This is a genomic window from Salipiger aestuarii (genome assembly GCF_003259905.1).
Taxonomy (GTDB): Bacteria; Pseudomonadota; Alphaproteobacteria; order Rhodobacterales; family Rhodobacteraceae; genus Salipiger; species Salipiger aestuarii.
Genome location: NZ_QLMG01000017.1, coordinates 59,276 through 84,517, shown reverse-complemented (window position 1 = coordinate 84,517; position 25,242 = coordinate 59,276). Strand labels below are relative to the sequence as shown.

At 65.7% G+C, this 25,242-nt stretch carries 24 protein-coding genes, 1 tRNA gene and 3 pseudogenes; 13 read left to right on the top strand and 15 right to left on the bottom strand.

What is annotated here, in order from left to right:
* A pseudogene (locus ATI53_RS10935) lies at positions 1-419 on the bottom strand (transposase); the annotation flags it as partial.
* A gap of 72 nt (positions 420-491) precedes the next feature.
* Here ATI53_RS10935 and ATI53_RS24370 point away from each other — a divergent pair.
* A pseudogene (locus ATI53_RS24370) lies at positions 492-1,037 on the top strand (helix-turn-helix transcriptional regulator); the annotation flags it as partial.
* On the opposite strand, the gene ATI53_RS10925 reads toward ATI53_RS24370, so the two are convergent.
* Both ATI53_RS10925 and ATI53_RS10920 read right to left on the bottom strand, forming a co-directional pair.
* Positions 994-1,078, bottom strand: a tRNA-Leu gene (locus tag ATI53_RS10925). The pseudogene ATI53_RS24370 and the gene ATI53_RS10925 sit on opposite strands and share 44 nt — an antisense overlap.
* Before the next feature lie 86 nt (positions 1,079-1,164).
* Positions 1,165-1,647 carry an Lrp/AsnC family transcriptional regulator gene (locus ATI53_RS10920; protein ID WP_034451829.1) on the bottom strand — a complete coding sequence of 161 codons (483 nt, stop codon included), beginning with the start codon at positions 1,645-1,647 and terminating at the stop codon, positions 1,165-1,167.
* A gap of 106 nt (positions 1,648-1,753) precedes the next feature.
* Between ATI53_RS10920 and putA the strand changes: the two genes are divergently transcribed.
* From putA to ATI53_RS10905, 3 genes are all read left to right on the top strand, one after another.
* Entirely contained in the window at positions 1,754-5,200 is a 3,447-nt protein-coding gene (gene putA / locus ATI53_RS10915) for a bifunctional proline dehydrogenase/L-glutamate gamma-semialdehyde dehydrogenase PutA (RefSeq protein ID WP_111550400.1), read from the top strand.
* 84 nt (positions 5,201-5,284) lie between these two features.
* Positions 5,285-6,028: a rhomboid family intramembrane serine protease gene (locus tag ATI53_RS10910; protein ID WP_111550406.1), complete on the top strand. Its 744-nt coding sequence runs from the start codon at positions 5,285-5,287 to the stop codon at positions 6,026-6,028.
* The gene (locus ATI53_RS10905; protein ID WP_009503428.1) at positions 6,025-6,393 is read left to right on the top strand and encodes a GFA family protein; all 369 of its coding nucleotides are present in this window, start codon (positions 6,025-6,027) and stop codon (positions 6,391-6,393) included. The genes ATI53_RS10910 and ATI53_RS10905 overlap by 4 nt, the downstream gene beginning before the upstream one ends.
* A gap of 45 nt (positions 6,394-6,438) precedes the next feature.
* Here the strand turns inward: ATI53_RS10905 and ATI53_RS10900 are convergent, their stop codons facing one another.
* Together ATI53_RS10900 and ATI53_RS10895 are read right to left on the bottom strand one after the other, a co-directional pair.
* The gene (locus ATI53_RS10900) at positions 6,439-7,230 is read right to left on the bottom strand and encodes an inositol monophosphatase family protein (protein WP_009503427.1); all 792 of its coding nucleotides are present in this window, start codon (positions 7,228-7,230) and stop codon (positions 6,439-6,441) included.
* Between the two features lie 143 nt (positions 7,231-7,373).
* On the bottom strand, positions 7,374-7,703 hold the full coding sequence (locus tag ATI53_RS10895) for a hypothetical protein (RefSeq protein ID WP_009503426.1): 330 nt from the start codon (positions 7,701-7,703) through the stop codon (positions 7,374-7,376).
* A gap of 269 nt (positions 7,704-7,972) precedes the next feature.
* Between ATI53_RS10895 and ATI53_RS10890 the strand changes: the two genes are divergently transcribed.
* On the top strand, positions 7,973-8,614 hold the full coding sequence (locus ATI53_RS10890; RefSeq protein WP_152334934.1) for a DUF8692 domain-containing protein: 642 nt from the start codon (positions 7,973-7,975) through the stop codon (positions 8,612-8,614).
* A 60-nt stretch (positions 8,615-8,674) separates the two neighbouring features.
* Here ATI53_RS10890 and ATI53_RS10885 read toward each other — a convergent pair whose 3' ends face one another.
* Positions 8,675-9,070, bottom strand: a complete 396-nt coding sequence (locus ATI53_RS10885; protein ID WP_009503424.1) for a hypothetical protein — start codon at positions 9,068-9,070, stop codon at positions 8,675-8,677.
* Positions 9,067-10,269, bottom strand: a complete 1,203-nt coding sequence (locus ATI53_RS10880; protein ID WP_111550398.1) for a pyridoxal phosphate-dependent aminotransferase — start codon at positions 10,267-10,269, stop codon at positions 9,067-9,069. The genes ATI53_RS10885 and ATI53_RS10880 overlap by 4 nt, the downstream gene beginning before the upstream one ends.
* A gap of 114 nt (positions 10,270-10,383) precedes the next feature.
* Here ATI53_RS10880 and ATI53_RS10875 point away from each other — a divergent pair, with 114 nt between their 5' ends.
* The 3 genes from ATI53_RS10875 (at position 10,384) to ATI53_RS10865 (ending at position 11,659) form a co-directional block, all read left to right on the top strand.
* A complete protein-coding gene (locus ATI53_RS10875) occupies positions 10,384-10,773 on the top strand; it encodes a helix-turn-helix domain-containing protein (RefSeq protein WP_009503422.1) in 390 nt (129 codons plus the stop codon).
* Complete coding sequence (locus ATI53_RS10870; RefSeq protein ID WP_009503421.1) at positions 10,770-11,075, top strand: succinate dehydrogenase assembly factor 2; 306 nt, start codon at positions 10,770-10,772, stop codon at positions 11,073-11,075. The genes ATI53_RS10875 and ATI53_RS10870 overlap by 4 nt, the downstream gene beginning before the upstream one ends.
* Positions 11,076-11,161: 86 nt before the next feature.
* Positions 11,162-11,659, top strand: coding sequence for a MarR family winged helix-turn-helix transcriptional regulator (locus tag ATI53_RS10865; protein WP_009503420.1), 498 nt, complete (start codon positions 11,162-11,164; stop codon positions 11,657-11,659).
* A gap of 334 nt (positions 11,660-11,993) precedes the next feature.
* Here the strand turns inward: ATI53_RS10865 and ATI53_RS23255 are convergent, their stop codons facing one another.
* The 5 genes from ATI53_RS23255 to ATI53_RS10845 form a co-directional block, all read right to left on the bottom strand.
* Positions 11,994-12,161 carry a hypothetical protein gene (locus ATI53_RS23255; protein ID WP_009503419.1) on the bottom strand — a complete coding sequence of 56 codons (168 nt, stop codon included), beginning with the start codon at positions 12,159-12,161 and terminating at the stop codon, positions 11,994-11,996.
* Positions 12,162-12,258: 97 nt separating this feature from the next.
* Complete coding sequence (locus ATI53_RS10860; RefSeq protein ID WP_009503418.1) at positions 12,259-12,954, bottom strand: DUF1194 domain-containing protein; 696 nt, start codon at positions 12,952-12,954, stop codon at positions 12,259-12,261.
* Entirely contained in the window at positions 12,948-13,382 is a 435-nt protein-coding gene (locus tag ATI53_RS10855) for a VOC family protein (RefSeq protein WP_111550404.1), read from the bottom strand. The genes ATI53_RS10860 and ATI53_RS10855 overlap by 7 nt, the downstream gene beginning before the upstream one ends.
* Before the next feature lie 71 nt (positions 13,383-13,453).
* Positions 13,454-14,854, bottom strand: coding sequence for a porin family protein (locus ATI53_RS10850; protein WP_146609912.1), 1,401 nt, complete (start codon positions 14,852-14,854; stop codon positions 13,454-13,456).
* A 23-nt stretch (positions 14,855-14,877) separates the two neighbouring features.
* Positions 14,878-15,852 carry a hypothetical protein gene (locus ATI53_RS10845; protein WP_111550396.1) on the bottom strand — a complete coding sequence of 325 codons (975 nt, stop codon included), beginning with the start codon at positions 15,850-15,852 and terminating at the stop codon, positions 14,878-14,880.
* Between the two features lie 226 nt (positions 15,853-16,078).
* Between ATI53_RS10845 and thyX the strand changes: the two genes are divergently transcribed.
* A complete protein-coding gene (gene thyX / locus ATI53_RS10840; protein WP_009503413.1) occupies positions 16,079-16,996 on the top strand; it encodes an FAD-dependent thymidylate synthase in 918 nt (305 codons plus the stop codon).
* A 499-nt stretch (positions 16,997-17,495) separates the two neighbouring features.
* Positions 17,496-19,370, top strand: coding sequence for a heavy metal translocating P-type ATPase (locus ATI53_RS10830; RefSeq protein WP_111550394.1), 1,875 nt, complete (start codon positions 17,496-17,498; stop codon positions 19,368-19,370).
* Between the two features lie 41 nt (positions 19,371-19,411).
* Here the strand turns inward: ATI53_RS10830 and ATI53_RS10825 are convergent, their stop codons facing one another.
* Positions 19,412-19,723 carry an ArsR/SmtB family transcription factor gene (locus ATI53_RS10825; RefSeq protein WP_034451836.1) on the bottom strand — a complete coding sequence of 104 codons (312 nt, stop codon included), beginning with the start codon at positions 19,721-19,723 and terminating at the stop codon, positions 19,412-19,414.
* A gap of 115 nt (positions 19,724-19,838) precedes the next feature.
* Here ATI53_RS10825 and arsB point away from each other — a divergent pair, with 115 nt between their 5' ends.
* A complete protein-coding gene (gene arsB / locus ATI53_RS10820) occupies positions 19,839-20,879 on the top strand; it encodes an ACR3 family arsenite efflux transporter (protein ID WP_009503410.1) in 1,041 nt (346 codons plus the stop codon).
* Between the two features lie 920 nt (positions 20,880-21,799).
* Here arsB and ATI53_RS23890 read toward each other — a convergent pair.
* A pseudogene (locus ATI53_RS23890) lies at positions 21,800-22,116 on the bottom strand (3-oxoadipyl-CoA thiolase); the annotation flags it as partial.
* Between the two features lie 187 nt (positions 22,117-22,303).
* Here ATI53_RS23890 and ATI53_RS10810 point away from each other — a divergent pair.
* Positions 22,304-22,504: a hypothetical protein gene (locus ATI53_RS10810; RefSeq protein ID WP_111550393.1), complete on the top strand. Its 201-nt coding sequence runs from the start codon at positions 22,304-22,306 to the stop codon at positions 22,502-22,504.
* Positions 22,501-23,661, top strand: a complete 1,161-nt coding sequence (locus tag ATI53_RS10805) for a CoA transferase (RefSeq protein ID WP_111550392.1) — start codon at positions 22,501-22,503, stop codon at positions 23,659-23,661. Before ATI53_RS10810 ends, ATI53_RS10805 begins: the two co-directional genes overlap by 4 nt.
* 421 nt (positions 23,662-24,082) lie before the next feature.
* Here the strand turns inward: ATI53_RS10805 and ATI53_RS24365 are convergent, their stop codons facing one another.
* Positions 24,083-24,376, bottom strand: a complete 294-nt coding sequence (locus ATI53_RS24365) for a hypothetical protein (protein WP_375342735.1) — start codon at positions 24,374-24,376, stop codon at positions 24,083-24,085.
* Positions 24,377-25,242 lie beyond the last annotated feature (866 nt).

Sequence of the window (25,242 nt, the reverse complement as noted above, 5' to 3'; positions counted from 1 at the left end):
ATGGATGCCTGTTCGGGGGCATCCAGAACGAAACCGGTTCGCGCCGAGGGGCGGACCATCTTGCGATCAGCCCCCGAAATCCGGCACGCCCGCCGCTCCGACACTCCGACACTCCGACCAGGGCCTTCAGCTGCGCAACTGCCTCGCGCTTCACCGCAGGCGTCACCCCTTTGTTGAAACCAGTTCCTTCATCGCCGCCAGATCCAGCATCTGCTCGGCCAGCAGCTTCCAGAGCTTTGCGTTCTCGTCCTCCAGCGCTTTCAGCCGCTTGGCTTCCGAAACCGTCATGCCACCAAATTTGGCTCTCCAGTTATAGAACGTGCCTTCCGACATGCCGTGCTAGCGGCACACTTCGCGACAGCCTCGTGCCCAGCCAAGATGCCGATGATCTGTTCGTCCGTAAATCTTGTTCGCTTCATTGGCCGTCCTCAAGTTAGGTCGGGCTCTGATCAACGGGAGGAAAAACCCCCTGGCAGGTCCCGGGGCTCAGGAAATGGATCGAGTTCTACAATCACAAGCGCCCGCATTCCTCACTTGGCGGCAAACCACCCGCCGTGATCTACCGGCACAAAATTGAAACAACAAACCCCCGATCAGCCGATGAAAAGAGTAGCTTAGTAGCTCAACAATCTCTGTCCCGGCTTTTCTCCCGCGCCAGACGTCGACGCGTCGGTGACAAAGAGGGCGGAGTGAGAAAGCCCGCAGAGAACGGAGCGTGCGACCATGGCCAAGGCCACCGCACCATCCATGCCGAGGCCCACCCCCTGATGGTCAGGAAGGCAGAGGACGCCGCGTTGTTCGGCGTGAGCCGCCCGACCCTGCGCAAATGGGTGGCGCGCGGGTCGGTCCCAGAGGGCACGCAGATCGACGGCACCCGGCTTTGGTTGCGCGACGATCCGGTGCGTACCGCGCGCAGGCTGACGGGCTATGTGGAGGGCCAGCATCTCGTCAAAAACCCATGCCGCTGTTTTTGCGGCATTATCACCCTGCAATTGGTGCGGGCGGCGGGAATCGAACCCGCACGGGCCATGCCCTAGCGATTTTAAGTCGCTTGTGTCTACCGTTCCACCACGCCCGCACCGCAGACCCCTTTCGGGCGCCTTCGCAGTGTCCTACCCGCGGTCGGGAAAAAGAACAATCCGTTCGCGTCCCGCGCGGGCTGCTTTATTCGGCCGTTTCGGGTGCGATTCCGGATTCCTTGACCGCCTGCATCGCCACATAGGTCGAAGTCGTCGAGACATTCGGCAGCGTCGAGATCTTTTCCGCCAGCACCCGCCGATAGCTGCGCATGTCCGCGGTCCGTACCTTGAGAAGGTAGTCGAAATTCCCGGCGATCAGATGCACCTGTTCAATCTCGGGCACCTGCGCGACCGCTGCGTTGAAATCCTCGAGCGAGGCTTCGCGGGTGTCGAACATGCGCACCTCGACAAAGGCGACATGGTCAAGCCCCAGCCGGATCGGATCCAGGATCGCGCGGTAGCCGCGAATGACGCCCAGATCCTCGAGTCTGCGCAATCGCGCCTGGGTGGGGCTTTTGGACAGCCCGATGCGCCGGGCGAGTTCGGTGATCGAGAGTCGGCCCTCGGATGCGAGGGTGGTCAGGATCGCCCGGTCGAAGCGGTCGAATTCGTCCTGATCGTGTTGCATCGGAATCACCCCGCTTATCGGGCGAAAAGATGCGCCCACGACACTCATTAAGTCGAAACGACTTCTCTTATCCCTGTATGATGGCGAAAATCACCGAGGACAAGACATGCCCCGCGACATTGCCCCCGAAATCCGGCCCCTGATCGACCTGAACATGTACGCGCCCGAAACCGAAACTGTGGCGCGGCTGCGCGACACCGCCGCGCTTGCGCGCGAAGACCGCGTCGCGATCAGCACCCGCGCCGCGCAGCTTGTGCGCGACATTCGCGCCAGCACCAGGCCGGGCCTGATGGAGGTGTTCCTGGCGGAATACGGCCTGTCCACCGACGAGGGTATCGCGCTGATGTGCCTGGCCGAGGCGCTGCTGCGGGTGCCTGATGACGAAACGATCGATGCGCTGATCGAAGACAAGATCGCCCCGTCGAACTGGGGTAAACATATGGGGCGGTCGTCCTCGCCGCTGGTCAATGCGTCGACCTGGGCCTTGATGCTGACCGGCCGCGTGCTGGACCCGACCGCCCGCCCCGGCCCGGCCGGCCACCTTCGCACCGCCATCAAGCGGCTGGGCGAGCCGGTGATCCGCACCGCCGTGGGCCGGGCCATGAAGGAAATGGGGTCGCAATTCGTTCTGGGCGAGACCATTCAAAAGGCGATGAAACGCGGCGAAGCGATGGAGGCAAAAGGCTACACCTACAGCTACGACATGCTGGGCGAAGCGGCGCGCACCGAAACCGACGCCCTGCGCTACCTTGACGCCTATTCCAAAGCCATCGCCGCCATCTCAAAGGCGGCCCGGCACGATGACATCGCGTCAAATCCCGGAATCTCGGTCAAGTTGTCGGCGCTGTTCGCCCGCTACGAAGAAGGCCAGAAGGCCAAAGTCATGCGCGTTCTCGTCCCCCGCCTTGTGCAGCTGTGCGAACAGGCCAGGGCGGCCGGCATCGGACTGAACATCGACGCCGAGGAAGCTGACCGCCTGTCGCTGTCGCTGGACGTGATCGGCACGGCCTTTGGCGCCCCCACGCTGGCGGGCTGGGACGGGTTCGGCGTGGTGGTGCAGGCCTACGGGCTGCGCGCGTCCGAAACCATCGACTGGCTTCACGCGCTGGCGGGCGCGCACGATCGCCGCATCATGGTGCGGCTGGTCAAGGGCGCCTATTGGGACACCGAAATCAAGCGCGCGCAGGTCGAAGGGCTGGACGGCTTTCCCGTGTTCACCAGCAAGACCAACACCGACATTTCCTATATCGCCAACGCGCGCAAGTTGCTGGGCATGACCGCGCGCCTCTATCCGCAGTTCGCCACGCATAACGCCCACACCGTCGCCGCCGTTTTGCATATGGCGCAAGCCGGTGGCGTGGCGACCACCGCTTTTGAATTTCAACGCCTGCACGGCATGGGCGAAACCCTGCACGGGCTCGTGAAAAACACCGGCACCCGTTGCCGCATCTACGCCCCCGTCGGCGCCCATGCCGACTTGCTGGCCTATCTGGTGCGCCGCCTGCTTGAGAACGGCGCCAATTCGTCTTTCGTCAACCAGATCGTCGATGAAGAGGTCGACCCCGAAACCGTCGCCGCCGACCCGTTCGAGCCGACAGGCACCCGCCCCCTTCTTGCCCGTGGTCCCGAGTTGTTCCTGCCCGAGCGTGCCAATTCCAAAGGCTTTGACCTCACGCACCGCCCGACGCTGAAGCGCATCGACACGGCCCGCGCCCCGTTCCGAACGCACAGCTGGCAGGCCGGTCCGCTGATCGCCGTGGACGCCCCGGCCGGCACCACGGCCCCTGTTCCCAACCCCGCCGATCCGTCCGATACCGTCGGAAAGATCGCCTGGGCCAACGCAGACACAGTGCGCGCCGCGGGTGCCGCCGCGCGCCCGTTCGATGCCACCCCGTCCGAACGCGCCCGCATCCTGAACGCCGCTGCCGACCTGTTCGAGACGCATTTCGGCGAACTCTTCGCCCTGTTGCACCGCGAGGCGGGCAAGACCCTGCGCGACGCGGTGGCCGAGCTGCGCGAGGCGGTGGATTTCCTGCGCTACTACGCCGCCCGAGGCATGGAGCCCGCCGCCCCCGCGCGCGGCGTCTTTGCCTGCATTTCGCCATGGAACTTTCCGTTGGCCATCTTTACCGGGCAAGTGACGGCGGCGCTGGCAACCGGCAACGCGGTGCTGGCCAAACCCGCGGAACAGACATCGCTCATCGCGCACAGGGCGGTGCAGTTGCTGCACCAGGCGGGCGTGCCGCGCACCGCGCTGCAACTGCTGCCCGGTGCGGAGGATGTCGGCGCGGCGTTGACCTCGGACAGCCACGTCGCGGGCGTGGCCTTTACCGGCTCGACCGACACCGCGCGGATCATCCATCGGGCGATCGCGAAACATCTTGCGCCCGGCACGCCGTTGATTGCGGAAACCGGCGGGCTGAACGCGATGATTGTCGACAGCACCGCCCTGCCCGAACAGGCGGTGCGCGCAGTGGTGGAATCAGCCTTTCAGTCGGCGGGCCAACGGTGTTCGGCCCTGCGCTGCCTGTACGTTCAGGAAGACATCGCACCGCATCTGATCAACATGCTGGCCGGCGCGATGGATGCGCTGGTGCCCGGTCAGCCGTGGAATCTTGCCACCGATGTCGGCCCGGTGATCGACGCCGAGGCATTTGACGGCATCAAAACCCATGTCGATGCCGCGCGCGCGCGGGGCGATCTGATGCACGAAATCCCGGTGCCCGGCACCGGCCATTTCATCGCCCCCGCGATGATCCGGGTCAGCGGCATCGGCGCGCTGGACCGCGAGATCTTTGGCCCCGTGCTGCATGTCGCCACCTTTCGCGCCGATGAGCTGGACAAGGTGATCGACGCCATCAACGCCACCGGCTACGGGCTGACCTTCGGGCTGCAAACCCGCATCGACGACCGGGTGCAGCATGTCACCGAACGCGTCGCGGCGGGCAATCTATACGTCAACCGCAACCAGATCGGCGCCATCGTCGGCAGCCAGCCCTTTGGCGGAGAGGGGCTTTCGGGCACCGGCCCCAAGGCGGGCGGGCCGCTTTATTGCGACCGTTTCCGGATGCACGCCGCGCCCAGACTGCGGGGCAGCTGGTCCACCGCCGAGGTCGCGTCCCGCCTGACCGCCGCGATCGGCGCTGCGGGCAAGGCCCCCCAGTCCGAAACCGTCGAACTGCCAGGCCCCACCGGCGAGGCGAACCAGTACACCACCCACGCCCGCCCGCCCGTACTGTGCCTTGGGCCGGGGGCCGGTTGTGCCGCCGCGCAGGCCGACGCGGTGCGCCGTCTGGGCGGTGTCGCCGTCTGCGCCCAGGGCAAGGTGTCCCCAGAGATGCTGGGGCGGACAACGGGTATTTCATCGGCGCTTTGGTGGGGTGACGATGGCAGCGCGCAGGCCTATCGCGCAGCATTGGCACAACGCGGCGGCGCGATCCTGAGCCTCACTACCGGCGCCCCCGACAGCGGCCATGCGCGGGCGGAAAAACACGTCTGCATCGACACCACCGCATCGGGGGGCAACGCCGCCCTGCTGGGCGGTCACATGTGAACGTCCTGCGCCGGACGCCGGCGCGCCGTCTCGCACGACACGATGGCGCTTGACCTGACACGCCAGCACGCCACTGTGCGCGGCATGTTCCCGATCCGCGATCACAACCCCTCTGGCAGAACGCCTTATGTCACCTACACGCTGATGCTGGCGAACATTGCCATTTTCCTCAGCTATTGGGGACTGTTCCGTGATCCGCGCGCGATCAACGCGTTTTTCTTCGACTGGGCGCTGATTCCGGCGCTGATTTCCGAGGGTCAGGGATTCGCAGGTCTTGGCACGTCGATGTTCCTGCATGGCGGCTGGATGCATCTGGCGGGCAACATGCTGTTTTTGTACATCTTCGGCGACAATGTCGAGGATGAGCTGGGGCATTTGACCTATCTTGGATTCTACCTTGGCTGCGGCGTCATCGCGGCGCTGGCGCAGTATGTCACCCAGCCGTTTTCGCCGGTGCCCACGGTCGGCGCGTCGGGGGCCATCGCCGGGGTGATGGGCGGCTACCTTCTGATGTTTCCGCGAGCCCGCGTCGACATCCTTGTCATTCTCATCATCTTCTTCAGGATCCTGCCGGTGCCCGCATGGGTGGTGCTGGCGATCTGGTTCGGGTTGCAGGTCTTTGGCGAACTCGGCGCGCCGGGCGATGGCAGCGGCGTGGCGTATTGGGCGCATCTCGGAGGGTTTCTGGCCGGGCTGGTGCTGATCCTGCCCGCCTGGCTGCGCCGGGGCGGCCCCGCCTTTTGGCATCGCACCCGCGGACATCCGCCGCATCCCGAGGTGCGCTACACCGACACCACACGCATTCCCAAGGTAGGACGCAAAAGATGACAGACCCGGTCCGGATCACCTGCCACTGCGGCGCCGTCGAGCTGAAGGTCACATTGACCGACGGGCTGCGCACCGCGCGCCGCTGCGATTGTTCCTATTGCCGGCGCCGCGCGGTGCCCGCGGTTTCGGCCCCTTTGGGCGGTATCGAGGTGGTCAGAGGGCACGACGCGCTGACGCTGTACCAGTTCGGCACGCATACGGCGCAGCATCATTTCTGTTCGATCTGCGGCATTTACATGTACCACCGGCGCCGGTCGAACCCGAACGAATACGGGGTCAACATGGGCGCCATCGATGGCGTGAACCCGGCAGAGCATGAACCGATCCCGTGGCACGACGGCGTCAATCACCCGTCGGATCGCTGACGCCCCCCGGACCCGGCCCCATGGACCGAAAGGCGGCGGGCAAGCTCAGGCCCCGCGAATGGTCTTGGAAAAACTCGTGTAGATGGAATTGTTCGCGCACAGAATCGACCCGGATTCCAACGGGTCCTGATCGGGGCGGATGCCTTCGATCAGCGCGCCGGCCTCTTGCGCGATCAGATACCCGGCGGCCACATCCCACAGTTTCAGTTCGCGTTCCCAGTAGCCATCGTAGCGACCCGCCGCCACATAGGCGAGGTCCAGCGACGCAGCACCCCAGCGCCGCACGCCCGCGCATTCCGGCATCAACCGGCCCAGATCCTTGAGCATCGCGGGCAGCGTGTTCTTGGCGGCAAAGGGGATGCCCGTGGCGAACACCGCCTCGATCATCCGCGCGCGGCCCGACACCCGCAGGCGGCGCGAGTCGTTCAGCCAGGCGCCCGCGCCCTTTTCGGCATAGAACATCTCGTCCTTCGCGGCGTCATAGACCACGCCCGCGACGATCTGTCCCTTGTGTTCCAGCGCGACCGAAATCGCCCAATGCGGCATGCCGTGCAGGAAATTGGTGGTCCCGTCCAGCGGATCGACGATCCAGCGACGGGTGGGATCCACGCCATCCTGCGCGCCGCCCTCTTCGGCGAGCCAGCCGTAGGTGGGCCGCGCGCCAAGCAGCTCTTCCTTGAGGATCTTTTCCGCCGCGATGTCGGCGCGGCTGACAAAGTCGCCCGCGCCCTTCATCGAGACCTGAAGGTTCTCGACCTCGCGAAAGTCCTTTACCAGAGACCGCCCCGCCTTGCGTGCCGCCTTGATCATGATGTTCAGATTGGCGCTGCCTTGCATGTCCGGATCCCCGCGATTGGTTCAGGCCGCGCGTATACGCGGCCCGCAGGGTCTTGCCAAGGCCGGAAGGCGCAGATGGTAACCGCCGCGGCCCTGAGGGCCGCGATGCCGGTCAGCCCGACCTATCCCGGCGCGGGACACGACTATTGGTAGACGACACCCTTTTCCCCGACCGGCGCATAGGCGCGGGGCAGGTAGGATTTGCGGACCGCCGGTTTTGCCCTGTAGACGCGCCTCGACGGCGCAGGATCGTAATAGGCGCCCGCCGTGGGAATGCCGCAACAGATCACCCCGCCAAGGATCACCGGCTGTTTGCCACCCGGACAGTAATTGCCCTGCGGCCAGGCCTGCACCAGCGGCTGGCGACTCAGATCGGCGGTGGCATCGCCGGTATAGGCATCGTTCCAGGCAAAGGCGCCGGACGCGGAAAAGCTAAGGGCCACCACGGTGGCAAGAAAACTGACTGTGCGCATTCTATCTATCCCCCAAGGAAATCCGATCTGTCGGAAAGCACTGCGGGAAATCCTAGCAGCGTTGCACCATTCGTCAACGAAATGGCGCCTGCCCCGGCACCTGGCGCGGCTTGCGATGCCGATTGCGCGACAGACGAGCCGAAACGCCGGGAGTGTTTCCTGCCCCACGACAATCACTCACACAGGTGTCACTGGCCTAACCGCTCAAAAGATGGTTTATGGGCCGACTTTCGGTGCGCGCAACCGCACCGCAAGGCCATGGAGACAGAATGACGACGCTGAAACGCCCGCCAAGCGACACGAAACCTGCGTTTTCCGCCGCGAAATTCGCCGGTATCACCACCGCCATCGGTTTTGCCGGCGCAGCCGTCGGAGGCGTGCTGATCGAGATCGGCAAGCGCCAGGGTTTGTCTTCAGGCGACGTGCTGCGCGATGTCGCGGCGGTCTTTGACCTGCCGTCGATGGCGGGCGGCGTAACATGGCTGACCGTTTCGCTGCTGGTCGCTGCGGGGGCGGTGGCGCTGGTGACCGCTCTGACAGTCCAGGCCCGCCGCAGCGTTGCGGTGCTGGTCGCGGTGCTGTCGCTGACAATGGCGGTGGACGATCAGTTCATGCTGCACGAACGCGTCCTGCCCCACGTCACCGGGTTGCCCGAAGCAGCGTTCGTGGCGGTCTATGCGCTGCTCGGCGCGGCCATTCTGGTGCTTACGCTGCGCGAGTGCGGCAAGCGCGGCACGGCCGGTCTGTGGCCCGCGCTGGTTTTCATGGGGCTGTCGGTGATCACGGATTTCGATCTGCTGGGCGATTCGTCCTATGCCACCGAAGATTTGCTGAAGCTCGCCGGTTTCTCGGCATGGACAAGCTTCTGGATGGGTTACGCGCGGATGCGGCTGCGCCCGGCCCCGGCCTGACGGCGCCTGCTGCCTGACTCCGCCCCCCCCTGAACTCCGGCCCCTGCCTGAACTCTGGCCCTATCCGAGCCGGTCCGCCTTTTTGCGCACCAGTACCGTGCGCAGGTCGTGCATCGCCAGCAGCAGCGCGTCGGTCACCGCCTCCAGCTGATCGTCGGACGCCTTTGACTGTGCCCACTGCGCCGTCATGTTCAGGTGATCGACAGCCCGATGGATGTCATCGATGTCGCGCATCGCAAGCAGCGCCTTGCGGTCGCTGATCCAGGCGCCGATCGCCGCCAGATCGGTCTTGTCAAGCTGCCGGTCGCCGTGGGGTCTGATCTCATCCCTGTTCAGATTGACGACCGCGATCTGCTCCATCTCGATGCGGCGCTGGCGGTTCTCGGTATCGACCCGAAACACCGCCGCGCCATTGTCGCGGACGCGAAAGAAATGCCGCGGCAGACCGGCGGTCATGCAAGCCCCGTGCAAAAGGTCGCGATGCGCGTGCAGGCTTCTTCCAGGGCGGCATCCGAGGTCGCATAGGAAATGCGGAAATTGGGCGACAGGCCGAAGGCCGCGCCGAACACCACCGCGACGCCGGCTTCTTCCAGCAGCGCCTTGGCAAAGGCCGCGTCGTCGGCGATCAGCGCGCCCCCGGACGACGTCTTGCCCAGCAACCCCGCGATCGACGGATAGACGTAAAACGCCCCCTCCGGCACCGGACAGGCGATGCCGGGAATGGCGTTCAGCCGTTCACAGACCAGATCGCGGCGACGCTTGAACACCTCGGCGCGCGGCGCAAGGTAATCCTGCGGGCCATTCAACGCCTCGACCGCGGCCCACTGGCTGATCGAACAGGGGTTGGTGGTGGATTGCGACTGTATCTTGCGCATGGCGGTGATCAGGTCGACCGGGCCGCCCGCATAGCCGATGCGCCAGCCGGTCATGGCATAGGCCTTGGACACGCCGTTCACCGTCAGCGTGCGGTCATACAGCGCCGGTTCGACCTGCGCGGGCGTGCAGAATTCGAACCCGTCATAGGCCAGGTGTTCGTACATGTCGTCGGTCATCACCCAGACATGCGGGTGCTTCATCAGCACATCGGTGATCGCTTTCAGCTCGGCACGAGAATACCCCGCGCCGGTGGGATTGCTGGGCGAATTGAACAGGAACCACTTGGTTTTCGGCGTGATCGCGGCCGCGACCTGATCGGCGGTGATCTTGTAGCCAAGCTTGGGCTGGCCGTCGATGATGACGGGGGTGCCCTGCCCCAGCTTGACGATATCGGGGTAGCTGACCCAGTAGGGCGCGGGGATGACGACCTCGTCGCCGGGGTTCAGCGTCGCCATGAACGCATTGTACAGCACCTGCTTGCCGCCGGTGCTGACGCTGATCTGCGCGGGCGCATAGCTTAGCCCGTTTTCCCGCGCGAACTTGTCGCAGATCGCCTGTTTCAGCTCGATGATGCCGTCGGGGGCGGTGTATTTGGTCTTGCCCGCGTGGATCGCGGCAATCGCGGCGGCCTTGATGTTGTCGGGGGTGTCGAAATCCGGCTCTCCGGCGCCAAGGCCGATCACGTCCCTGCCCTGCGCCTTGAGCTCGGCGGCAAGCTGGGTCACCGCGACCGTGGGCGACGGTTTCACGCGGGCGAGGGTATCGGACAGAAAGGCCATGGGGGCACCGTTTGTATTGAGGTCCCGACTGTCATAGGATGCCCCCCGCACCCGTTCAAGCCGCTTGCCCGCCGATGCTGCGGCATGGCGCCCTGAACTGACGAGGACGGCGCAATGACAGACGACTGGTACGGCCCCGACGCCGCCACCTTCGGTGATCGCGTGGCAGCGGCGCGCGACGCGGCGGGCATGTCTCAGGTCGCGCTGGCGCGTCGGCTCGATGTCAAGCTCAAGACGTTGCAAGGCTGGGAAAACGACCTGTCCGAACCGCGCGCCAACCGGTTGCAAACCCTTGCCCGATTGCTGGACGTGTCGGTGGCCTGGCTGCTCACCGGCGAAGGCGACGGCGTGCCCGGCCCCGACGCGGCGCCGGACGTTCTGCCGCAGGATCTGCGCGAGGCCCTGCTGGACATCCGCGAGCTTCGCGCCCAGATGAAGACTGCGCAGGACCGCCTTGCACGGCTGGAAAAATCGCTGCGCCAGATCCTGAAGGACACCATATGACCCAGCTTCCCTTTGCCCAGATCCCGCCTGTCCGCCCGCCCGAGAACGAGCCGGCCGAGCACCGTCTGAAACGTCTGCGGATGCGGTCCATGCGGCGCGGGATCAAGGAGATGGACATCATTCTGGTGCGTTACGCCGATGCCCGGCTGGCGGGTATGGATGGGCCTATGCTCGACACCTACGAGGTCCTGCTCGAAGAGAATGACCAGGACCTGTATCAATGGGTTTCCGGGCAGCTGCCCGCCCCGGAACGGCTGCGCTTGATGATCGCGGACATCAAGGCCACCGCCTGCACGCCCTGATTTTTCCAATAATCCGCCGCGATTTAACGCAATCTTGGTGATTTTGCCCGAAATCTGCCTGAGATGTAAATCAGGCGGAGACGGTTATGAGCATTCATGCCTCCATGGGCAACAAGCCGCTAAGCGGTTACATGGCCGGGTATCTTGAGACGCTGTCTCTTGTCGAACGGCTGCACCGGTTGCTGCTCGACGTGATAAAGGACGAGTTCGAGCGTACCGGCGTTATCGAGATCAATGCCGTGCAGGCGTTGCTACTTTACAATATCGGCGACAACGAGGTGACGGCGGGCGAATTGAAATCGCGCGGCTACTATCAGGGCAGCAACGTCAGCTACAACCTCAAGAAACTGGTCGAAATGGGCTATATGCACCACCAGCGGTGCGAGATCGACCGCCGCTCCGTGCGGGTCAAGCTGACCGTCCAGGGGCGCGAGGTGCGCGATACGGTGCAAACCCTGTTCGAACGCCATTCAGAGGGCCTGGAAGGGCGCAACGTCATCGACCTTGACGGGCTCGACATGATCAACAACGGCCTTCGCCGGCTGGAACGGTTCTGGACAGATCAGATTCGCTATATCTACTGACGCGCCAGCGGCGGCATCGGCCGCCGCGGTCTCTGCGGGTCAGATCGCCAGCGAAGCTGCATTGCCCGCCCCGCAACACCAAAGCTGCCGCGTCAAACCGACGCCTTCAGCCAGAGTAGCGCCGGCCAAACTTTTGAGAACCGTGGGAAGATCGGCCTGTCGCGCGTCGGCATGCCACGCGCAGAACGTCCAGGGCTTGACCGGCTTGATCAGGCCCCAGGAACCCGGCCCTTCGATCGGGTCGGTCGCGGCGCGAACGTGACCAATGCAAACACGGTCGCGCCACGTTGCGATCCCTTCCCCTCTGCGGTGGGCATCGCAACGGGCTTCATGGTCAGCGCGCGTCTGCCCCTGCAACGACCCGCAGGCCGGGCTGGAAATCGTGTGCGGGGGACGGGGCAGCGGCGCCTTTGCGCCCCAGCGTTCCGGCATAAAGCGCAAGCATGATCAACGGCGCCATGATGACGAGCCCCACGCACAGGCCAAGCAGATAAAGTGTCATGAGCGTTCCTCCTCAAGAGGAAGGCTACCACGGAATCGCCGCGACACAACGCCGCAATCACAGCGCGGTCGCATTTTGCGCCCATCGGCAGCGGGCGTCAGCGGGTCAGCGCGCCGACAATCATGTCGTTGAGTTCGCGGAACAGTTTCAACGTCATGGCGCGGCGAAAATCCGCATACCCTTCGGCAACCTCGACAAAGGCACCCGGCCCATGGGCGACCTCGCCGCGAAAATAATGAACAACGCGCGGGTCCGACCCCAGAACCGCAAGGCCGTTCACGGTCACGCCGGCAAAGGGAAAATGGGCGTAGGCCTGTTGCGGGCGAAAGCCGTCGTTGGTGATTCCATCGCCCGACACATCGATCACCTGGCGGGTGCAGGCGGGCGCACGTTCCAGCACCCCGGCACCGTAACCCAACGCGAACCCCATCGCGGTGGGGAAACGATCATGGCTGCGCGGCGCGGCCAGCACGGTGTCGACCGCCCGCTGCAACGCCGCCTCATCGGCCAGCAGCACCCAGTCCAGCACCACCGTCGACTGGCGCCGCCCGCTCCATTCATAAACCGCAAGCGCCACGCGTTCGTCGCCCTCAAGCAGGGCGCGACGCACGTCAAGGTCCGACAGCGCCGCCGCGAGCCCTTCTTTTTGAAGCCTGTATTCCGCCTCATCCACCGAAGAGGACACGTCGAGCGCAAGCAGCAGCGCCAGCCGGCAGCCTTCGGCCCGTGCCGCGGACGATGCCGCGACACAAAACGCGACAACCGCCGCCAGCCGGAGCGCCGCCCCTACCAATGCCCGACGTTCGCCATGCTGGCCCAGGGCTCCCTCGGCGCAAGCGCGTCGCCCTGTTGCAGCAGCTCGATCGAGATATTGTCGGGCGACCGGACAAACGCCATGTGCCCATCGCGGGGCGGCCGGTTGATGGTCACGCCCGCGGCCTGTAGCGTCTCGCACAGATCGTAAAGGTCGGGCACGGAATAGGCGAGATGGCCGAAGTGGCGCGAATCGGACGGCAGCCCGTCGTCGCCATCCCAGTTCCAGGTCAGTTCGACATCCGCCGTGCCGTCGTTCTGGTCGGGCGGGCACAGGAAAACCAGCGTGAATCGCCCCTTTTCGCTGTCGGTGCGGCGCCGTTCTACCAGGCCCAGCAACTTGTAAAAGGCCACAGACGCGTCCAGATCCTTGACCCGGACCATGGTGTGCAGATATTTGATGCCCATGGGGATGGTTCCTTTCCGTTCGATGTCCCGGAAAGACTAGAGAGCGGCGCGGATAAGTCGAGCCTGTCCGTTCAGAACGCCGACCGCAGCCCCAGTTTCAGCCCGAATTCTTCGGCGTCATACTGGCCGTAATCCGATTCGGTGCGCTCGCCCTGCACAGTCAGCGTGGGCACGAATCCGTAGTAATCCAGCTGCTTGAATTCGGCGGTGACCTGCGCGCCGAGGGTGGTGTCCAGACGCCCCTGCCCCGCGACTGGGCCGCGCGCGTAATCGCGGGTGCCGGCGGTCACAGCGAATTCAAGGCCCAGCCCCAGGACCGGCTGCCCCAGCGCAACCCGCGCCCCTGCGGTCCAGCTGCCGTAATCCAGCGAGGCGCGGTCGGAACTGCGGTCGGAGCGCGTCAGATCAAGGCCAAGCCGATGGCCGGCCTCACCGACCGCCTGGCGCCAACCGGCCCCAAGGCGCCATGATTCGGAATCGGCCGTGCGTGGATCCAGCGCGGTTTCGCCCCGCACCCCAGCGCTGATCACCACCGCCTGTGCGCCCCCCAGCGTCCAGGATTGCGCTGCGGAAACATCCGTGAAGCCGGTATATTCTTCGGCTCCGTACCAGGTCTTGCCCAGCGAAACCGCCAGCTGAAACGGCCGTTTCGCATCGCCCGCGACGCCGCGATGGGCCAGAGACAGCTGTGCCACCCCAAAGGCGAAATCCGCGCCTTCGGCGTCAGGCGCCTTGTCCCGAGCATCGTCGGACAGCACAAAGCCCGAATGCGAGAGCGCCAGCATCACGTCGGTCTGCCGGTGACGCGCATCTTCGTGCAGCCGGTAGCGCAGACCGAGCGATTTGGCGAATTCCGTTCCCGAAAGCGCCTGCGCGCTGCCCTGAAGCTCGGCCTCGACCACGCCGAAATACGGCAGATCGAAGGTGCCCGTCGCCTGACGCGAGCCGTTGTTGACGTTGCTGGCAGGCGAGACCGAAAAGCTCAGATCGGCAGCCCAAGGGTTACGGGCGCGCACATACAGGAAATCACGCTCGGCGATTTTCCTGAGGGTTTCATCGGGGCTGACCTGTATCGCCTGGCGCAGGCGCAGCTGCGCGATGCCGTGATGCCCCTGCGAACTGGCCACCTGCGCGCTGATCATCGCGGCGGCAAAGCTCTGGTCGTCGGTCACGGCAAGGCCGCGCAGGGCGGCCGCCCCCGCCCGCGCCTCGGTCCAGTCGGACAGATCGCGCGCGGCGCGGGCGCGCAGCAACTGGGCGTCAAAGTCGGTGCTGTCGCGTTTGACCAGCGCCTGCGCCCAGCTGAGCGCAACATCGGGCCGCCCGGCACCATAGGCCTGCAACGCCCTGACGCGCAGCGCATCCGCTCCGAGCGCCACGTTTTCATCCGCAAGCACCGCCGCCCCCGCGCCCATGAGGGCACAGAGACCGGCTACGGCCAGGATCGTCTTGCGATGGATGAGCGGTCGCATGATCGCGCGGACCCTGGGGATGCTTAGCGAGTGACCATGAAGCCGCCGGTTTCGCGGGCCAGAGTGTCGCCGACGGTTCCCTCTATCACGATGATGCCGACGATTTCTTCGGCCGTCACGTCGTTGTCGGCACCGTCGGACAGAACGGCGTAGAACGATCCGGTTTCATGGGTGGCGCCATCCACCATGGAAAAGGCCGTACCGGACATTTCGCCATTGCTGCGGGCCACGCCCGGGCCGATCTCGAACTGGATCGTCGGAATGTTCACATAATCGGTCGAAATATCGACGCCGTTGCTGTCGTAAATCCGGCGATCAGTGATTGCGCCGCGCACACCGTCACCCTCGTTGTAGTCTTCGAAATCAATGTACACCTGCGCGTCGGCGGTGCTGTATTCGATCTTGCCCGTGCCCTGGTAATCGCGCAGGCCCCCATAGGATCCCGAATAGCTTGCCTGCCCGGAGGTCGGGATCGTGACCCCTCCGTTTCGCTGGTACACAAAGCCGCCAAATCCGTAATCGACAAAAGCCCCCGTGCGAACGATCGCCAGCTCTGTCTGGCCCGATTGGCTGACCGCGTAGATCGCCTTGTGCTGCAACTGCGGAATGACGTCGCCGTTCACGGGATCGGTGACCGTATCGGCATTTTCGTAAACCGCGAAGGGGCCGAGCGCGCCGGTGATCTCGGCGAGCGGGCTGAAATCGGCGCGCGCGTAGGTGTTCGCGCCGTCAAAGGCGAGGTTGTCGACGTAAAATGTGTCGGTATCGGGGTCGTATGTCGGATCGACGATCATGCCATTGCCGGCGCCGTCATCGACCTCCATGCGGGTGATGGACTGGCTGGCGGTCGGGTTCACGCGCGAGCCGGGCAGCGGAAAGCTGTCGGGCTCCTCAACGGTGTCTTCGTCGGTGCTTTCGTCGTCGCCGGAACTGGTGTTGCCGTTGCACGCGGAAAGCGCGCCTAGAATCGCCAGGGCGATTGCGAACCGGGTGATCATTCTGCTGCCTCAACTTTTGTTTATGCGTTGTTGTCCGCATGTCTTTGCCGCAAGTAACAGAGCTGCGAGGACCCATGTCAACTTTTCGTGCAGACCGGCCGGACCGATACGACGCAGGTGCGGCAGCAATGCCACCCCGGCGGGCCACGATCTTTTGCGGATGCTTCCATTGGGCGCTGGTTTGCGTGTAGACCGACGCACAAGACACAGCTGCAAGAGGACTCCCATGCCGCTCAGCCCCGAACAGCAGGCCGAAATCGACGCCGAGCGCGCCGCCCCGCGTGAGACGCTGCGCGCCACCGCTCCGGGGATGGAACGGCATCTTTATACCGCGATCCCCGTGCTGGATCACGGCTTCGTCCGCGTGGTGGATTACATGGGTGACGACGCGGCGATCTGTCAGGCCGCGCGGGTCAGCTACGGGCGAGGCACCAAGTCGGTCAGCAACGACGAAGGGCTGATCCGCTACCTGATGCGGCACTGGCATTCGACCCCATTCGAGATGTGCGAAATCAAGCTGCATGTGAAGCTGCCGATCTTTGTCGCGCGCCAGTGGATTCGCCACCGCACCGCCAATGTGAACGAATATTCCGCCCGCTATTCGATCCTTGACCGGGAATTCTATGTCCCCGAGCCTGAACATCTGGCGGCGCAATCGGCGCTCAACCATCAGGGGCGCGGCGAAACGCTGTCAGGCGCCGAGGCTGACCGCGTGCTGCGCATCCTGCGCGACGATGCCGGGAGCGCCTATGACCATTACGCCGAGATGATCTCGACCGAGGGGCAGCAGGGGCTTGCGCGTGAACTGGCGCGGATGAACCTGCCCGCGAACATCTATACGCAGTGGTACTGGAAGGTGGATCTGCACAACCTGCTGCATTTCCTGCGGCTGCGCGCCGACACGCATGCGCAGTATGAAATCCGCGTCTATGCGGATGCGATCTGCGACCTGGTGCGCGACTGGGTGCCCGCCGCCTACGCCGCGTTCGAGGATTACCGCCTGGGCGGTGCCCAGCTTTCGGGCAAGGGCATGGACTGCATTCGCCGGATGCTGAAGGGCGAAGCGGTCACGCAGGAAAGCTCGGGCATGTCCAAGGGCGAATGGCGCGAATTTCAAGCGCTGCTGGACGGTCCTTCCGCGTGATCCCGGTTGCCCGTCTGTTCCCGGGCGATCGAGGGACAGATGGGTCGGGCCGGATCCGGAAACGACCGCAACAATGCGCCCGCCCTTCAGCCCGGCGCGACTGGCATCGTTTATCGCATCACCCAGGGCGCGGTAATACATAGCGCCGCCGGGTTCGCGATCCGGTTGCTGACCGCGACCCCGGCACTGGGGGACCTTGGGCAACACCCGGATCTGCGGGCGCTGGTCGCAATGCGCCCCTGCCGCAGCTGGTCTATCCCGCGGGGCCTGGGCCGGCCAACCCTCTGGCCGTGGCGCGCGTCGACACCACCGAGGTCGAAGATCAGGTCGCCGGGGTCCGCGGGGCCGGTGGCGCTGGTCCTGTGGTGCCGGCCCTGAACGGCGGCGGGGTCTCGACGTGCCCGGTTTCTTGCGCGATGATGACCTCGGCACCCGAAACGCGGCTCGCGGACTTGCGGTGCCACGCTACAGACAGCCAGGACGGGCCCCATGGAGGCGCATGAAAAAAGCCACGCACGACCTTATAAAAACGGCGCTTTTGTCGATCTCTTTCGCCGGCCTCGTAGCGGGGCTGGGGTTTTATGTCGGCAACAGACCCGATGCGGCCGGCCTTGTCTGGAGCGCCGGCGTCATTCCGGTGTTGATGGCGCTTGGCGTCGACATCGTTCGCAGTCTTTGGCGCGGCGAGGTCGGGCTGGACATCGTCGCGGCCCTGTCGATGACAGCGGCGCTGACCTTTGGCGAAACCCTGGCCGCCGCTGTGGTCGCGGTGATGTATTCCGGTGGCAGCTTTCTGGAAAGCTTTGCCGAAGGCCGTGCCCGTCGGGACATGCGCGCCCTGCTGTCGCGCGTCCCTCGCACCGCTTACAGACATCTCGACGGCGCTCTTGCAGAGGTGCCGCTGGAGGACATCCTACCGGGCGATCTGCTGTTGATCCGCCAGGGCGACGTGGTGCCTGTCGATGGCACGGTCGCGTCGGACATGGCATTCCTGGACACCGCCGCCCTTACAGGTGAATCGCTGCCCGCCCGTCTTTCGCAAGGGGCCGAGGCCATGAGCGGCGCCACCAATGCCGGCAAACCGTTCGATCTGCGCGCCACGCGCCGGGCCAGCGAAAGCACCTATGCGGGGATCGTGCGGCTGGTGGACCAGGCGCAGCGCTCCAAGGCGCCCATGGCCCGGCTGGCGGACCGCTGGTCGCTGGGCTTTCTGGGGGCGACCGTCGCGATTGCCGGGGCCGCGTGGTGGTTCACCGGCGATCCGATCCGCGCGGTCGCGGTGCTGGTCGTGGCCACGCCCTGCCCGCTGATCCTGGCCGTGCCGGTGGCGCTGGTCGCTGGATTGTCGCGCGCGGCGCATTTCGGAGTGCTCGTCAAGGGCGCGGCGCCGCTGGAGACGATGGCGCGGATCCGCACGCTGATCCTCGACAAGACCGGCACGCTGACCGATGGCCGCCCTCGGATCGTGTCCGTCGACAGCACCGGCAGCATGGACGCGACCGAAATTCTGCGCCTGGCCGCCTCGCTCGATCAGGCGTCGAAACACCCGGTGGCACGGGCTCTGGTTGCGGCTGCAAAGGCGCGGGGCATCGCGCTGACCGTCCCGTCAGAGGTGACGGAAACGCCGGGGGAAGGCGTCGCCGGCGCGGTCCAGGGCCACAGGGTGATCGTCGGCGGCGAGGATTTTGTCGCCGGTCGGCTTGGCGATGGGGCGGGCGGGATTCCGCCGCATGTCGCCGGATCGGTCCTTGTTGCGGTGGCTGTGGATGACCGCATGGCCGGACACCTTGTCATGGCCGATCCGCTGCGCGAGGGCACGGATGCCATGCTTGCCAGGCTAAGGCGCAACGGCGTGGCGCGTATCCTGATGGCGACGGGCGACCGGGCGGCGGTGGCAGAGCGCGTGACCCAGGGGCTTGGCCTTGACGGGGTGCGCGCGGGGTTGACGCCCGAGCGCAAGGTGCATCTTGTCCTGTCCGAACGCACGTCAGGACCGGTGATGATGGTCGGCGACGGGGTGAACGATGCGCCTGCGCTGGCCGCCGCCGATGTCGGGGTTGCGATGGGGGCACGGGGGGCTGCAGCCTCGGCCGAAGCAGCGGATGTCGTTCTTCTGGTCGATCAGGTCGACCGCCTTGCCACCGGGATCGAGATCGCGCGCCGGTCCCGCCGTATCGCCGTGCAAAGCGTTGTTGCCGGAATTGGCTTGTCGGTCGCGGGCATGATGGCGGCGGCGCTGGGGTTTCTGAGCCCGGTGCAGGGCGCGCTGATCCAGGAAGTGATTGATGTGGCCGTCATCCTGAACGCGCTGCGGGCGCTGCGCATCCGGCCCGACACCGCGACGCCGGCCACAAGCTCTGACCCGGCGTCATAGAGCGCCTTGCCCGCCGCGCGGCGGCGAGGGGTTTCGCGCCGCTAGAGCCCGGGCAGGCAATCGCCCGCTTTCCCCCCGCAGCATTCGTGCAAAAGGAAGGCGACCAGCCCGCCCACAGCTTCGAAATTCGGAGCATAGCGGATCTCGCGGTGATGGCGTTGCGTGGTGACCAGCCCGGCCCGTCTGAGCGCGGACAGGTGCCCCGACAGGGTCGAGGGCCTCAGGTCGAGCAAGCGCGCAAGTTCCATCGCGGGCGTGCCGCCGGGGCCGCGCCGCACCAGCAGGCGAAACACCGACAGCCGCGTGTCATGGGCAAGCGCGGCGAAGGCGTCGATGGCAAGAGGCTGATCCATGTTTCGTAAATACGCGAAATGACGTATATTGACAAGCCCGCCCCCGAAGGCATACCAGAAACCCAATTCGGTATTCCGCGAAATGACAAGTCAATCGTGCATCCCAAGAGGTCCAATGCCCGACGCCCCTGCCCCGATGGGCCCCTTTGAACGACTTCTGACCCTGTGGGTCGCGCTTGCCATGGTGGCGGGCATCGGGATCGGTGCGCTGGCGCCGGGTCTGATAAGCGCCATCGCGGGCGCCGAGGTCGCGTCGATCAACCTTGTTGTCGCCGTCCTGATCTGGGCGATGGTCTATCCGATGATGGTGGGGGTCGACTTCGGCGCGGTCGCCGGAGTGGCACGCCAGCCCAGGGGCCTGCTGGTCACGCTGACGGTGAACTGGCTCATCAAGCCCTTTACCATGGCGCTGCTGGCGGTGCTGTTCTTTGACCACGTCTTTGCGCCCTGGCTGACGCCAGAGGATGCGGCGCAGTACACCGCCGGGCTGATCCTGCTTGGCGCGGCGCCCTGTACCGCGATGGTGTTCGTGTGGTCCCAGCTGACGCGCGGGGATGCGACCTATACGCTGGTGCAGGTGTCGGTGAACGACCTTATCATGGTGGTGGCCTTCGCGCCCATCGTGGCGCTTTTGCTCGGAGTGACCGAGATCGCGGTTCCGTGGGACACTCTGGTGATCGCGACGGTGCTTTATGTCGTGCTGCCGCTGCTTGCCGGCCTCGTGACCCGCAGGGTGCTGGGAACGGACGCGGCGATCGAACGGTTTTCGGCGCGCGTCAAACCGCTGTCCATGGTCGGGCTGGTGGCGACAGTCGCCATTCTGTTCGGGTTGCAGGGCCAGGTGATCCTTGCCCGTCCGGCCGTGATCGCGCTGATCGCGGTGCCCATCGTGATCCAGAGCTATGGCATTTTCGCGCTGGCTTATGGCGCGGCTTATGCGCTGCGCGTGCCTCACAGAATCGCAGCGCCTTGCGCGATGATCGGAACCTCCAATTTTTTCGAACTGGCAGTGGCGGTGGCGATTTCGCTGTTCGGCCTGAACTCTGGCGCGGCGCTTGCCACGGTGGTGGGCGTACTGGTCGAAGTGCCGGTGATGCTGTCGCTCGTGGCGTTCGCCAACCGCACGCGCAGCCGCTTTCCCGGCGGGGCCGCATGACCGCCGATGACCGTCGCCATGATGGCGCCGGATTTCCCCGTCCCGGTGGTGACTTCCAGCCCCTTTTGTCGAAATATCCCATCGCATCCGCCACATATCGCGGCAGTATACCTCAACGGCAGACGAAGTCGCGATGCCGGCCTTCGTGCCCTCCGCAGCGGTCGCCGCCGCGCTGAACGTGCACAGCGCGACAAGCACTGGCCCTCTCATCCAGCCGGTGAAAGACATCGGGTCTTCTCCTGCTCTCGTGGTTTCAGGCTGCCGCAGGCCGATGCCGCGTCCTCCTGAAGGGCCGCAGATCGTGGCGCGGTGTGCCCCGTGTCACCGCCGACGGCGGCCCCGTCTTGCGCGAACTATGATGTTCGGGCGCATCCATCAGTTTCAGGACGACGATCTGTTCGCGGCTGACCGACCGCACTTTTGCCTACACCAGAAAGAGCACGCGCGCCCGACGCCTCTCAGGACCAGAGGTCAACGGCAATCTCGGACGGTTCTCCGATAAAGAAATCCGACACGAAAGACATCACGCGACCTGCCGGACCGACAAGAAGGCGAGGACAAGGACCAGCGTTGCGACGCCGATCCGCAGCCGGCGGTGGCGGCGGTTGCACAGGGCATCTGCGCCGCGCCCGGGTCCTGGCCGGCGCCAGAAGCTCCCAAGGCCTGGCGGTCGGATCGCGATAGCTGTTGTCGGGGCGCAGCCGCGCGCCCGTCGGCAGCGCCTCGGGGTCGTGGTTGACGTGGCGTGTTTCCCGCTTCCCGGACGGCGCGGAACCGGGGGCCCGTTGGACGTGTGACCCCCGAAGTGCGAGGTTCGCCAAATCCGATCCGATCTTGCCCGGATTATGGTTAACTACCGGGTTTCGCCATGCGGTACCAATATCGAAGCTGCTGCGGTGCAGCGCGAGGCCGCACCATGCCCGCTCCAGCGCCGGCGCGATCCCCTGCCCGACGCCGATTGAGCATAACGCGCCGATGTCAAAGATAATTCCAAAGCCGCCGTGCCCACGATCCGCGCCCCCGACGCCCCCGGCGGATGGCCCAGCGCGATGGCTTCGCCCTTGGGGTTAAGGTGCAGATCCGCATCCTCGATCCGCAGGGCGCGGGTACAGGCCAGCGCCTGCGCGGCGCATGCCTCGTTCAGTTCGATCACGTCAAAGGCGTCCAGCGTCATCCCCGTCCGGTCGAGCAGCTTGCCAATGGCGGGGGCCGGATCGAAGCCCATGATCCGCGCGGGTGATCGGCGGTGCGGGCATAGGCGCAGATGAAAACCTCGGGCATGGGAGCTCATCTTGTCGGGACGGCGACGCGTGCCGCGATTGCAGCACGAGAATATCCGGGTTCACCGCACAAACCACTGTCAAGTTCTGCGATGCGGCGTTATAGCATTGATTTGGAAGGAACAACAGCGGGGAGGAGGCCCGATGACCGGCATTCACGAAGTCCACCCCAACGACGCCGTCCTCGTGCCGCAGAACCGCGCCGACGCGCTGGTTCGGCTGACAAAAGAGACGGTGTTGCGCGGCGCCGATCTGTCGCCCGGCATGCAACTGCTGTTCGACGCCGATGAGCAAAAGGCGCGCATGCGCAGTTTTCCGGATCACCGCAAGGAGACGCAGCCATGACCGACATTCTCAAGGGGCTGAAGCTGGTCGAAATCTCGGCCTTTATCGCCGCCCCCCTCGCGGGGCTGTCGCTGGCCCAGATGGGGGCCGAGGTCATCCGCATCGACCAGCGCGGCGGCGGTCCGGACGCCGCCCGCTGGCCGCTGAGTCCCGAAGGCGAAAGCCTGTACTGGCAGGGTCTGAACAAGGCCAAGCGGTCGGTCCAACTGGACCTGCGCCATGAGGACGGCCAGCGCACGGCGCGCGCCCTTGTGCAAGACGCGGGCATGCTGGTGACCAACCGCCCCGATACTGGCTGGCTGGATTACGACCGCCTGCGCGAGCACCGCCCCGATCTGATCATGCTGGCGATCCGGGGCACCCATGACGGGCGCGGCGCGATAGATTACACCATCCAGGCGCGCACCGGACTGCCCTTTCTGACCGGGCGGGCACGGGCGGATGCGCCGGTGAACCAGATGCTGCCCGCCTGGGATGCGGTCTGCGGTTTGCTCGCCGCCTCGGGTCTGCTGGCCGCCGAGCGGCGGCGGCGCGAGACAGGCATGGGCGGGCTGATTGAGCTATCGCTCGAAGACTGCGCGCTGTGGATGCTGGGCAACCTGGGAATGCTGGCCGAGGCCGAACTTGGCCCCGCCCGACAGCCCACCGGCAACGATGTGTTCGGTGCCTTCGGCAGCGATTTCGCCACCCGCGACGGGCGGCGCGTCATGGTCGCGGCGCTGTCCAACCGTCAGTGGCATGCCCTGACCGAGGCCACCGGAACCACCGACGCGATGGATCACCTTGCCCGCGCCTTCGATGTCGATCTTACGACCGACGCCGGTCGCTGGACCGCGCGCGAGCCAATCAAGCTGCGGCTCGCGCAGTGGTTTTCCGCTCGTGACCACGCCAGCGTCGCCGCGACGCTGACGCGCCATCGGGTGCTGTGGGGTCCGTATCAGACCATCACCGAACTGGTGCGGGACGATCCCACCTGTTCCGAGGCGAACCCGCTGTTCGCCCGCGTCGCGCAGCCCGGTGCGGGCGCGTATCTTACGCCCGGCATCCCGCTTGATTTCGGCACCCCGCGTTCGCCCGCGTCACGCCAGGCCCACCCGCAGGGGGCAGACACCGATGACGTGCTCTCTCGGCTACGTCCGCTTTTTGCCCAGAGCTGAACCGTCGAAGCCATGATGAACAGCGACCTGGGCATCGACCCCCGTCTTGTCGCTGTCAAAACCCATCAGCGGATCGCCCTGATCCGCATCAGCGCGATGCCCTGTGCGCCCCGATGCGGTCCGCGACGGGCAGGGCTTGCGCCTAAGGCGCTGTGCGATCCGGTTGACGCTGGCCAGCGGGCGCGGTTCTTGACCACCTGTGAACCGGCCGGGCCCAGCCCGGATCTGGACTCGGGTTGGTCGGTCGGCGCCCGGCTCGCTGGAGAACGCGCCGCGGTTCGAGGCGCCGCATCAACCGACGCAGGACCTCGGCGCCGATCTGTACGCAGGCACCGCCAGCCCCCCGAGCCGGACCCCAGCACCGGCGGCCCGTGGCGGCACCCAAGCCCCACCGGCCCGGCAATGCAGCGACGCGGCACATCTAGCCTGGAGAATGTCTCAAACCCGTCGGTGCGATCCACAGAATAGCCCCTGGCGGCGCTGCCCGCGGCCCCGTCCCGGTAGCGCGGTCGCGATGAGGCTGCGCTCCCCCGGGCGCACTGCCCGCATCAGTCGCCCATCTTTTCGCCATGCGGCCCCGCCGCGATCCCCCGCAGTAGCCCGGGTTGCCGAAGTGCTGCGGGTGGGCCGTTCCCGCCACCGCGCCGGACGCGTCGATGCCCGTCAGGTCGAACAGACCGAACGGCGCCATGCGAAATCCGGCGCGTTCGCGCATCATCATGTCGGTGGCCGACGCGCCGCCGCGCGCCGGACTGCGACGGCACACGGCTGCGCCCGCGATCTTGCGGCCGCGTCCTGCGGAGACAGTGTTCCACTGGATGTTCGTCGCAATAGCCGTGCCGCCATGATCGCCCCCCGGTTGGCGCCATCGGTCCCGGCGCGGTTGCAGATCGGCGTGGCCCGCGCCCTATTCCTGCGCCGAAAAGCCCGGTGCCCGTCTGTTCTGGGGCGGTACAGCAGCATCCGCGCCGGTTCCTGCGCGATCTGCATGCCGGCAAATTTCTATCAAAGCCCCCTCATGGCCGCGCAGCGCGCGCCCGATTTGCGGGCGCGCTGCGACGTGATCGCGCTTCGCAGTGAACGCATATTCCCTCGGGCGCGCCCGTCTGCGCCGCATTGCCAAGCCGTTCCGCGTTGAACCCGCGCGGCCCCGGCAGCAGGTTTTCGGGGGGCCATCCGCCCGTTTGGCAGATAGCGGTCCTTTTGCACCGGGGTGACTTCTTAGCCGGCGAGGGTGCGGATCGCCTTTGCCGGATCGCATCCGCCTCGCGCGGATCGGCCAGCGCCCCTGACGATGGCATATACCAGTGTGTCGCCCTAACCGCGGTCGGCTTCGTGGGACGACGCCCATAAAGCCCGCCAGATGCCATTGGCGCGCCGGGGTCGGACGTCAGGGTGTTTTCGAATTCGTACCGCTCGCCTTGGTGGAACACCCCCAGGGATTCAACCACGCGCCCGGCGTCGTCTTCAACCCGAGGCGCGGTCTCTGCGTTGGCCAATCACGGCTTTAGCCGCGTGATCGCCCCGGCTACGGCGTCATGTTTCACCGCGAACGCCGCCCGCGTTTCTGAGGCCGACGCC

Excerpts from the sequence above, each read along its gene's own strand:
- ATI53_RS10920 (WP_034451829.1), bottom strand. The coding sequence starts at position 1,647 with ATGCAACACGATCAGGACGAATTCGACCGCTTCGACCGGGCGATCCTG.
- putA (WP_111550400.1), top strand. The coding sequence starts at position 1,754 with ATGCCCCGCGACATTGCCCCCGAAATCCGGCCCCTGATCGACCTGAAC.
- ATI53_RS10910 (WP_111550406.1), top strand. The coding sequence starts at position 5,285 with ATGTTCCCGATCCGCGATCACAACCCCTCTGGCAGAACGCCTTATGTC.
- ATI53_RS10905 (WP_009503428.1), top strand. The coding sequence starts at position 6,025 with ATGACAGACCCGGTCCGGATCACCTGCCACTGCGGCGCCGTCGAGCTG.
- ATI53_RS10900 (WP_009503427.1), bottom strand. The coding sequence starts at position 7,230 with ATGCAAGGCAGCGCCAATCTGAACATCATGATCAAGGCGGCACGCAAG.
- ATI53_RS10895 (WP_009503426.1), bottom strand. The coding sequence starts at position 7,703 with ATGCGCACAGTCAGTTTTCTTGCCACCGTGGTGGCCCTTAGCTTTTCC.
- ATI53_RS10890 (WP_152334934.1), top strand. The coding sequence starts at position 7,973 with ATGACGACGCTGAAACGCCCGCCAAGCGACACGAAACCTGCGTTTTCC.
- ATI53_RS10885 (WP_009503424.1), bottom strand. The coding sequence starts at position 9,070 with ATGACCGCCGGTCTGCCGCGGCATTTCTTTCGCGTCCGCGACAATGGC.
- ATI53_RS10880 (WP_111550398.1), bottom strand. The coding sequence starts at position 10,269 with ATGGCCTTTCTGTCCGATACCCTCGCCCGCGTGAAACCGTCGCCCACG.
- ATI53_RS10875 (WP_009503422.1), top strand. The coding sequence starts at position 10,384 with ATGACAGACGACTGGTACGGCCCCGACGCCGCCACCTTCGGTGATCGC.
- ATI53_RS10870 (WP_009503421.1), top strand. The coding sequence starts at position 10,770 with ATGACCCAGCTTCCCTTTGCCCAGATCCCGCCTGTCCGCCCGCCCGAG.
- ATI53_RS10865 (WP_009503420.1), top strand. The coding sequence starts at position 11,162 with ATGAGCATTCATGCCTCCATGGGCAACAAGCCGCTAAGCGGTTACATG.
- ATI53_RS23255 (WP_009503419.1), bottom strand. The coding sequence starts at position 12,161 with ATGACACTTTATCTGCTTGGCCTGTGCGTGGGGCTCGTCATCATGGCG.
- ATI53_RS10855 (WP_111550404.1), bottom strand. The coding sequence starts at position 13,382 with ATGGGCATCAAATATCTGCACACCATGGTCCGGGTCAAGGATCTGGAC.
- ATI53_RS10850 (WP_146609912.1), bottom strand. The coding sequence starts at position 14,854 with ATGCGACCGCTCATCCATCGCAAGACGATCCTGGCCGTAGCCGGTCTC.
- ATI53_RS10845 (WP_111550396.1), bottom strand. The coding sequence starts at position 15,852 with ATGATCACCCGGTTCGCAATCGCCCTGGCGATTCTAGGCGCGCTTTCC.
- thyX (WP_009503413.1), top strand. The coding sequence starts at position 16,079 with ATGCCGCTCAGCCCCGAACAGCAGGCCGAAATCGACGCCGAGCGCGCC.
- ATI53_RS10830 (WP_111550394.1), top strand. The coding sequence starts at position 17,496 with ATGAAAAAAGCCACGCACGACCTTATAAAAACGGCGCTTTTGTCGATC.
- ATI53_RS10825 (WP_034451836.1), bottom strand. The coding sequence starts at position 19,723 with ATGGATCAGCCTCTTGCCATCGACGCCTTCGCCGCGCTTGCCCATGAC.
- arsB (WP_009503410.1), top strand. The coding sequence starts at position 19,839 with ATGCCCGACGCCCCTGCCCCGATGGGCCCCTTTGAACGACTTCTGACC.
- ATI53_RS10810 (WP_111550393.1), top strand. The coding sequence starts at position 22,304 with ATGACCGGCATTCACGAAGTCCACCCCAACGACGCCGTCCTCGTGCCG.
- ATI53_RS10805 (WP_111550392.1), top strand. The coding sequence starts at position 22,501 with ATGACCGACATTCTCAAGGGGCTGAAGCTGGTCGAAATCTCGGCCTTT.
- ATI53_RS24365 (WP_375342735.1), bottom strand. The coding sequence starts at position 24,376 with ATGCGCGAACGCGCCGGATTTCGCATGGCGCCGTTCGGTCTGTTCGAC.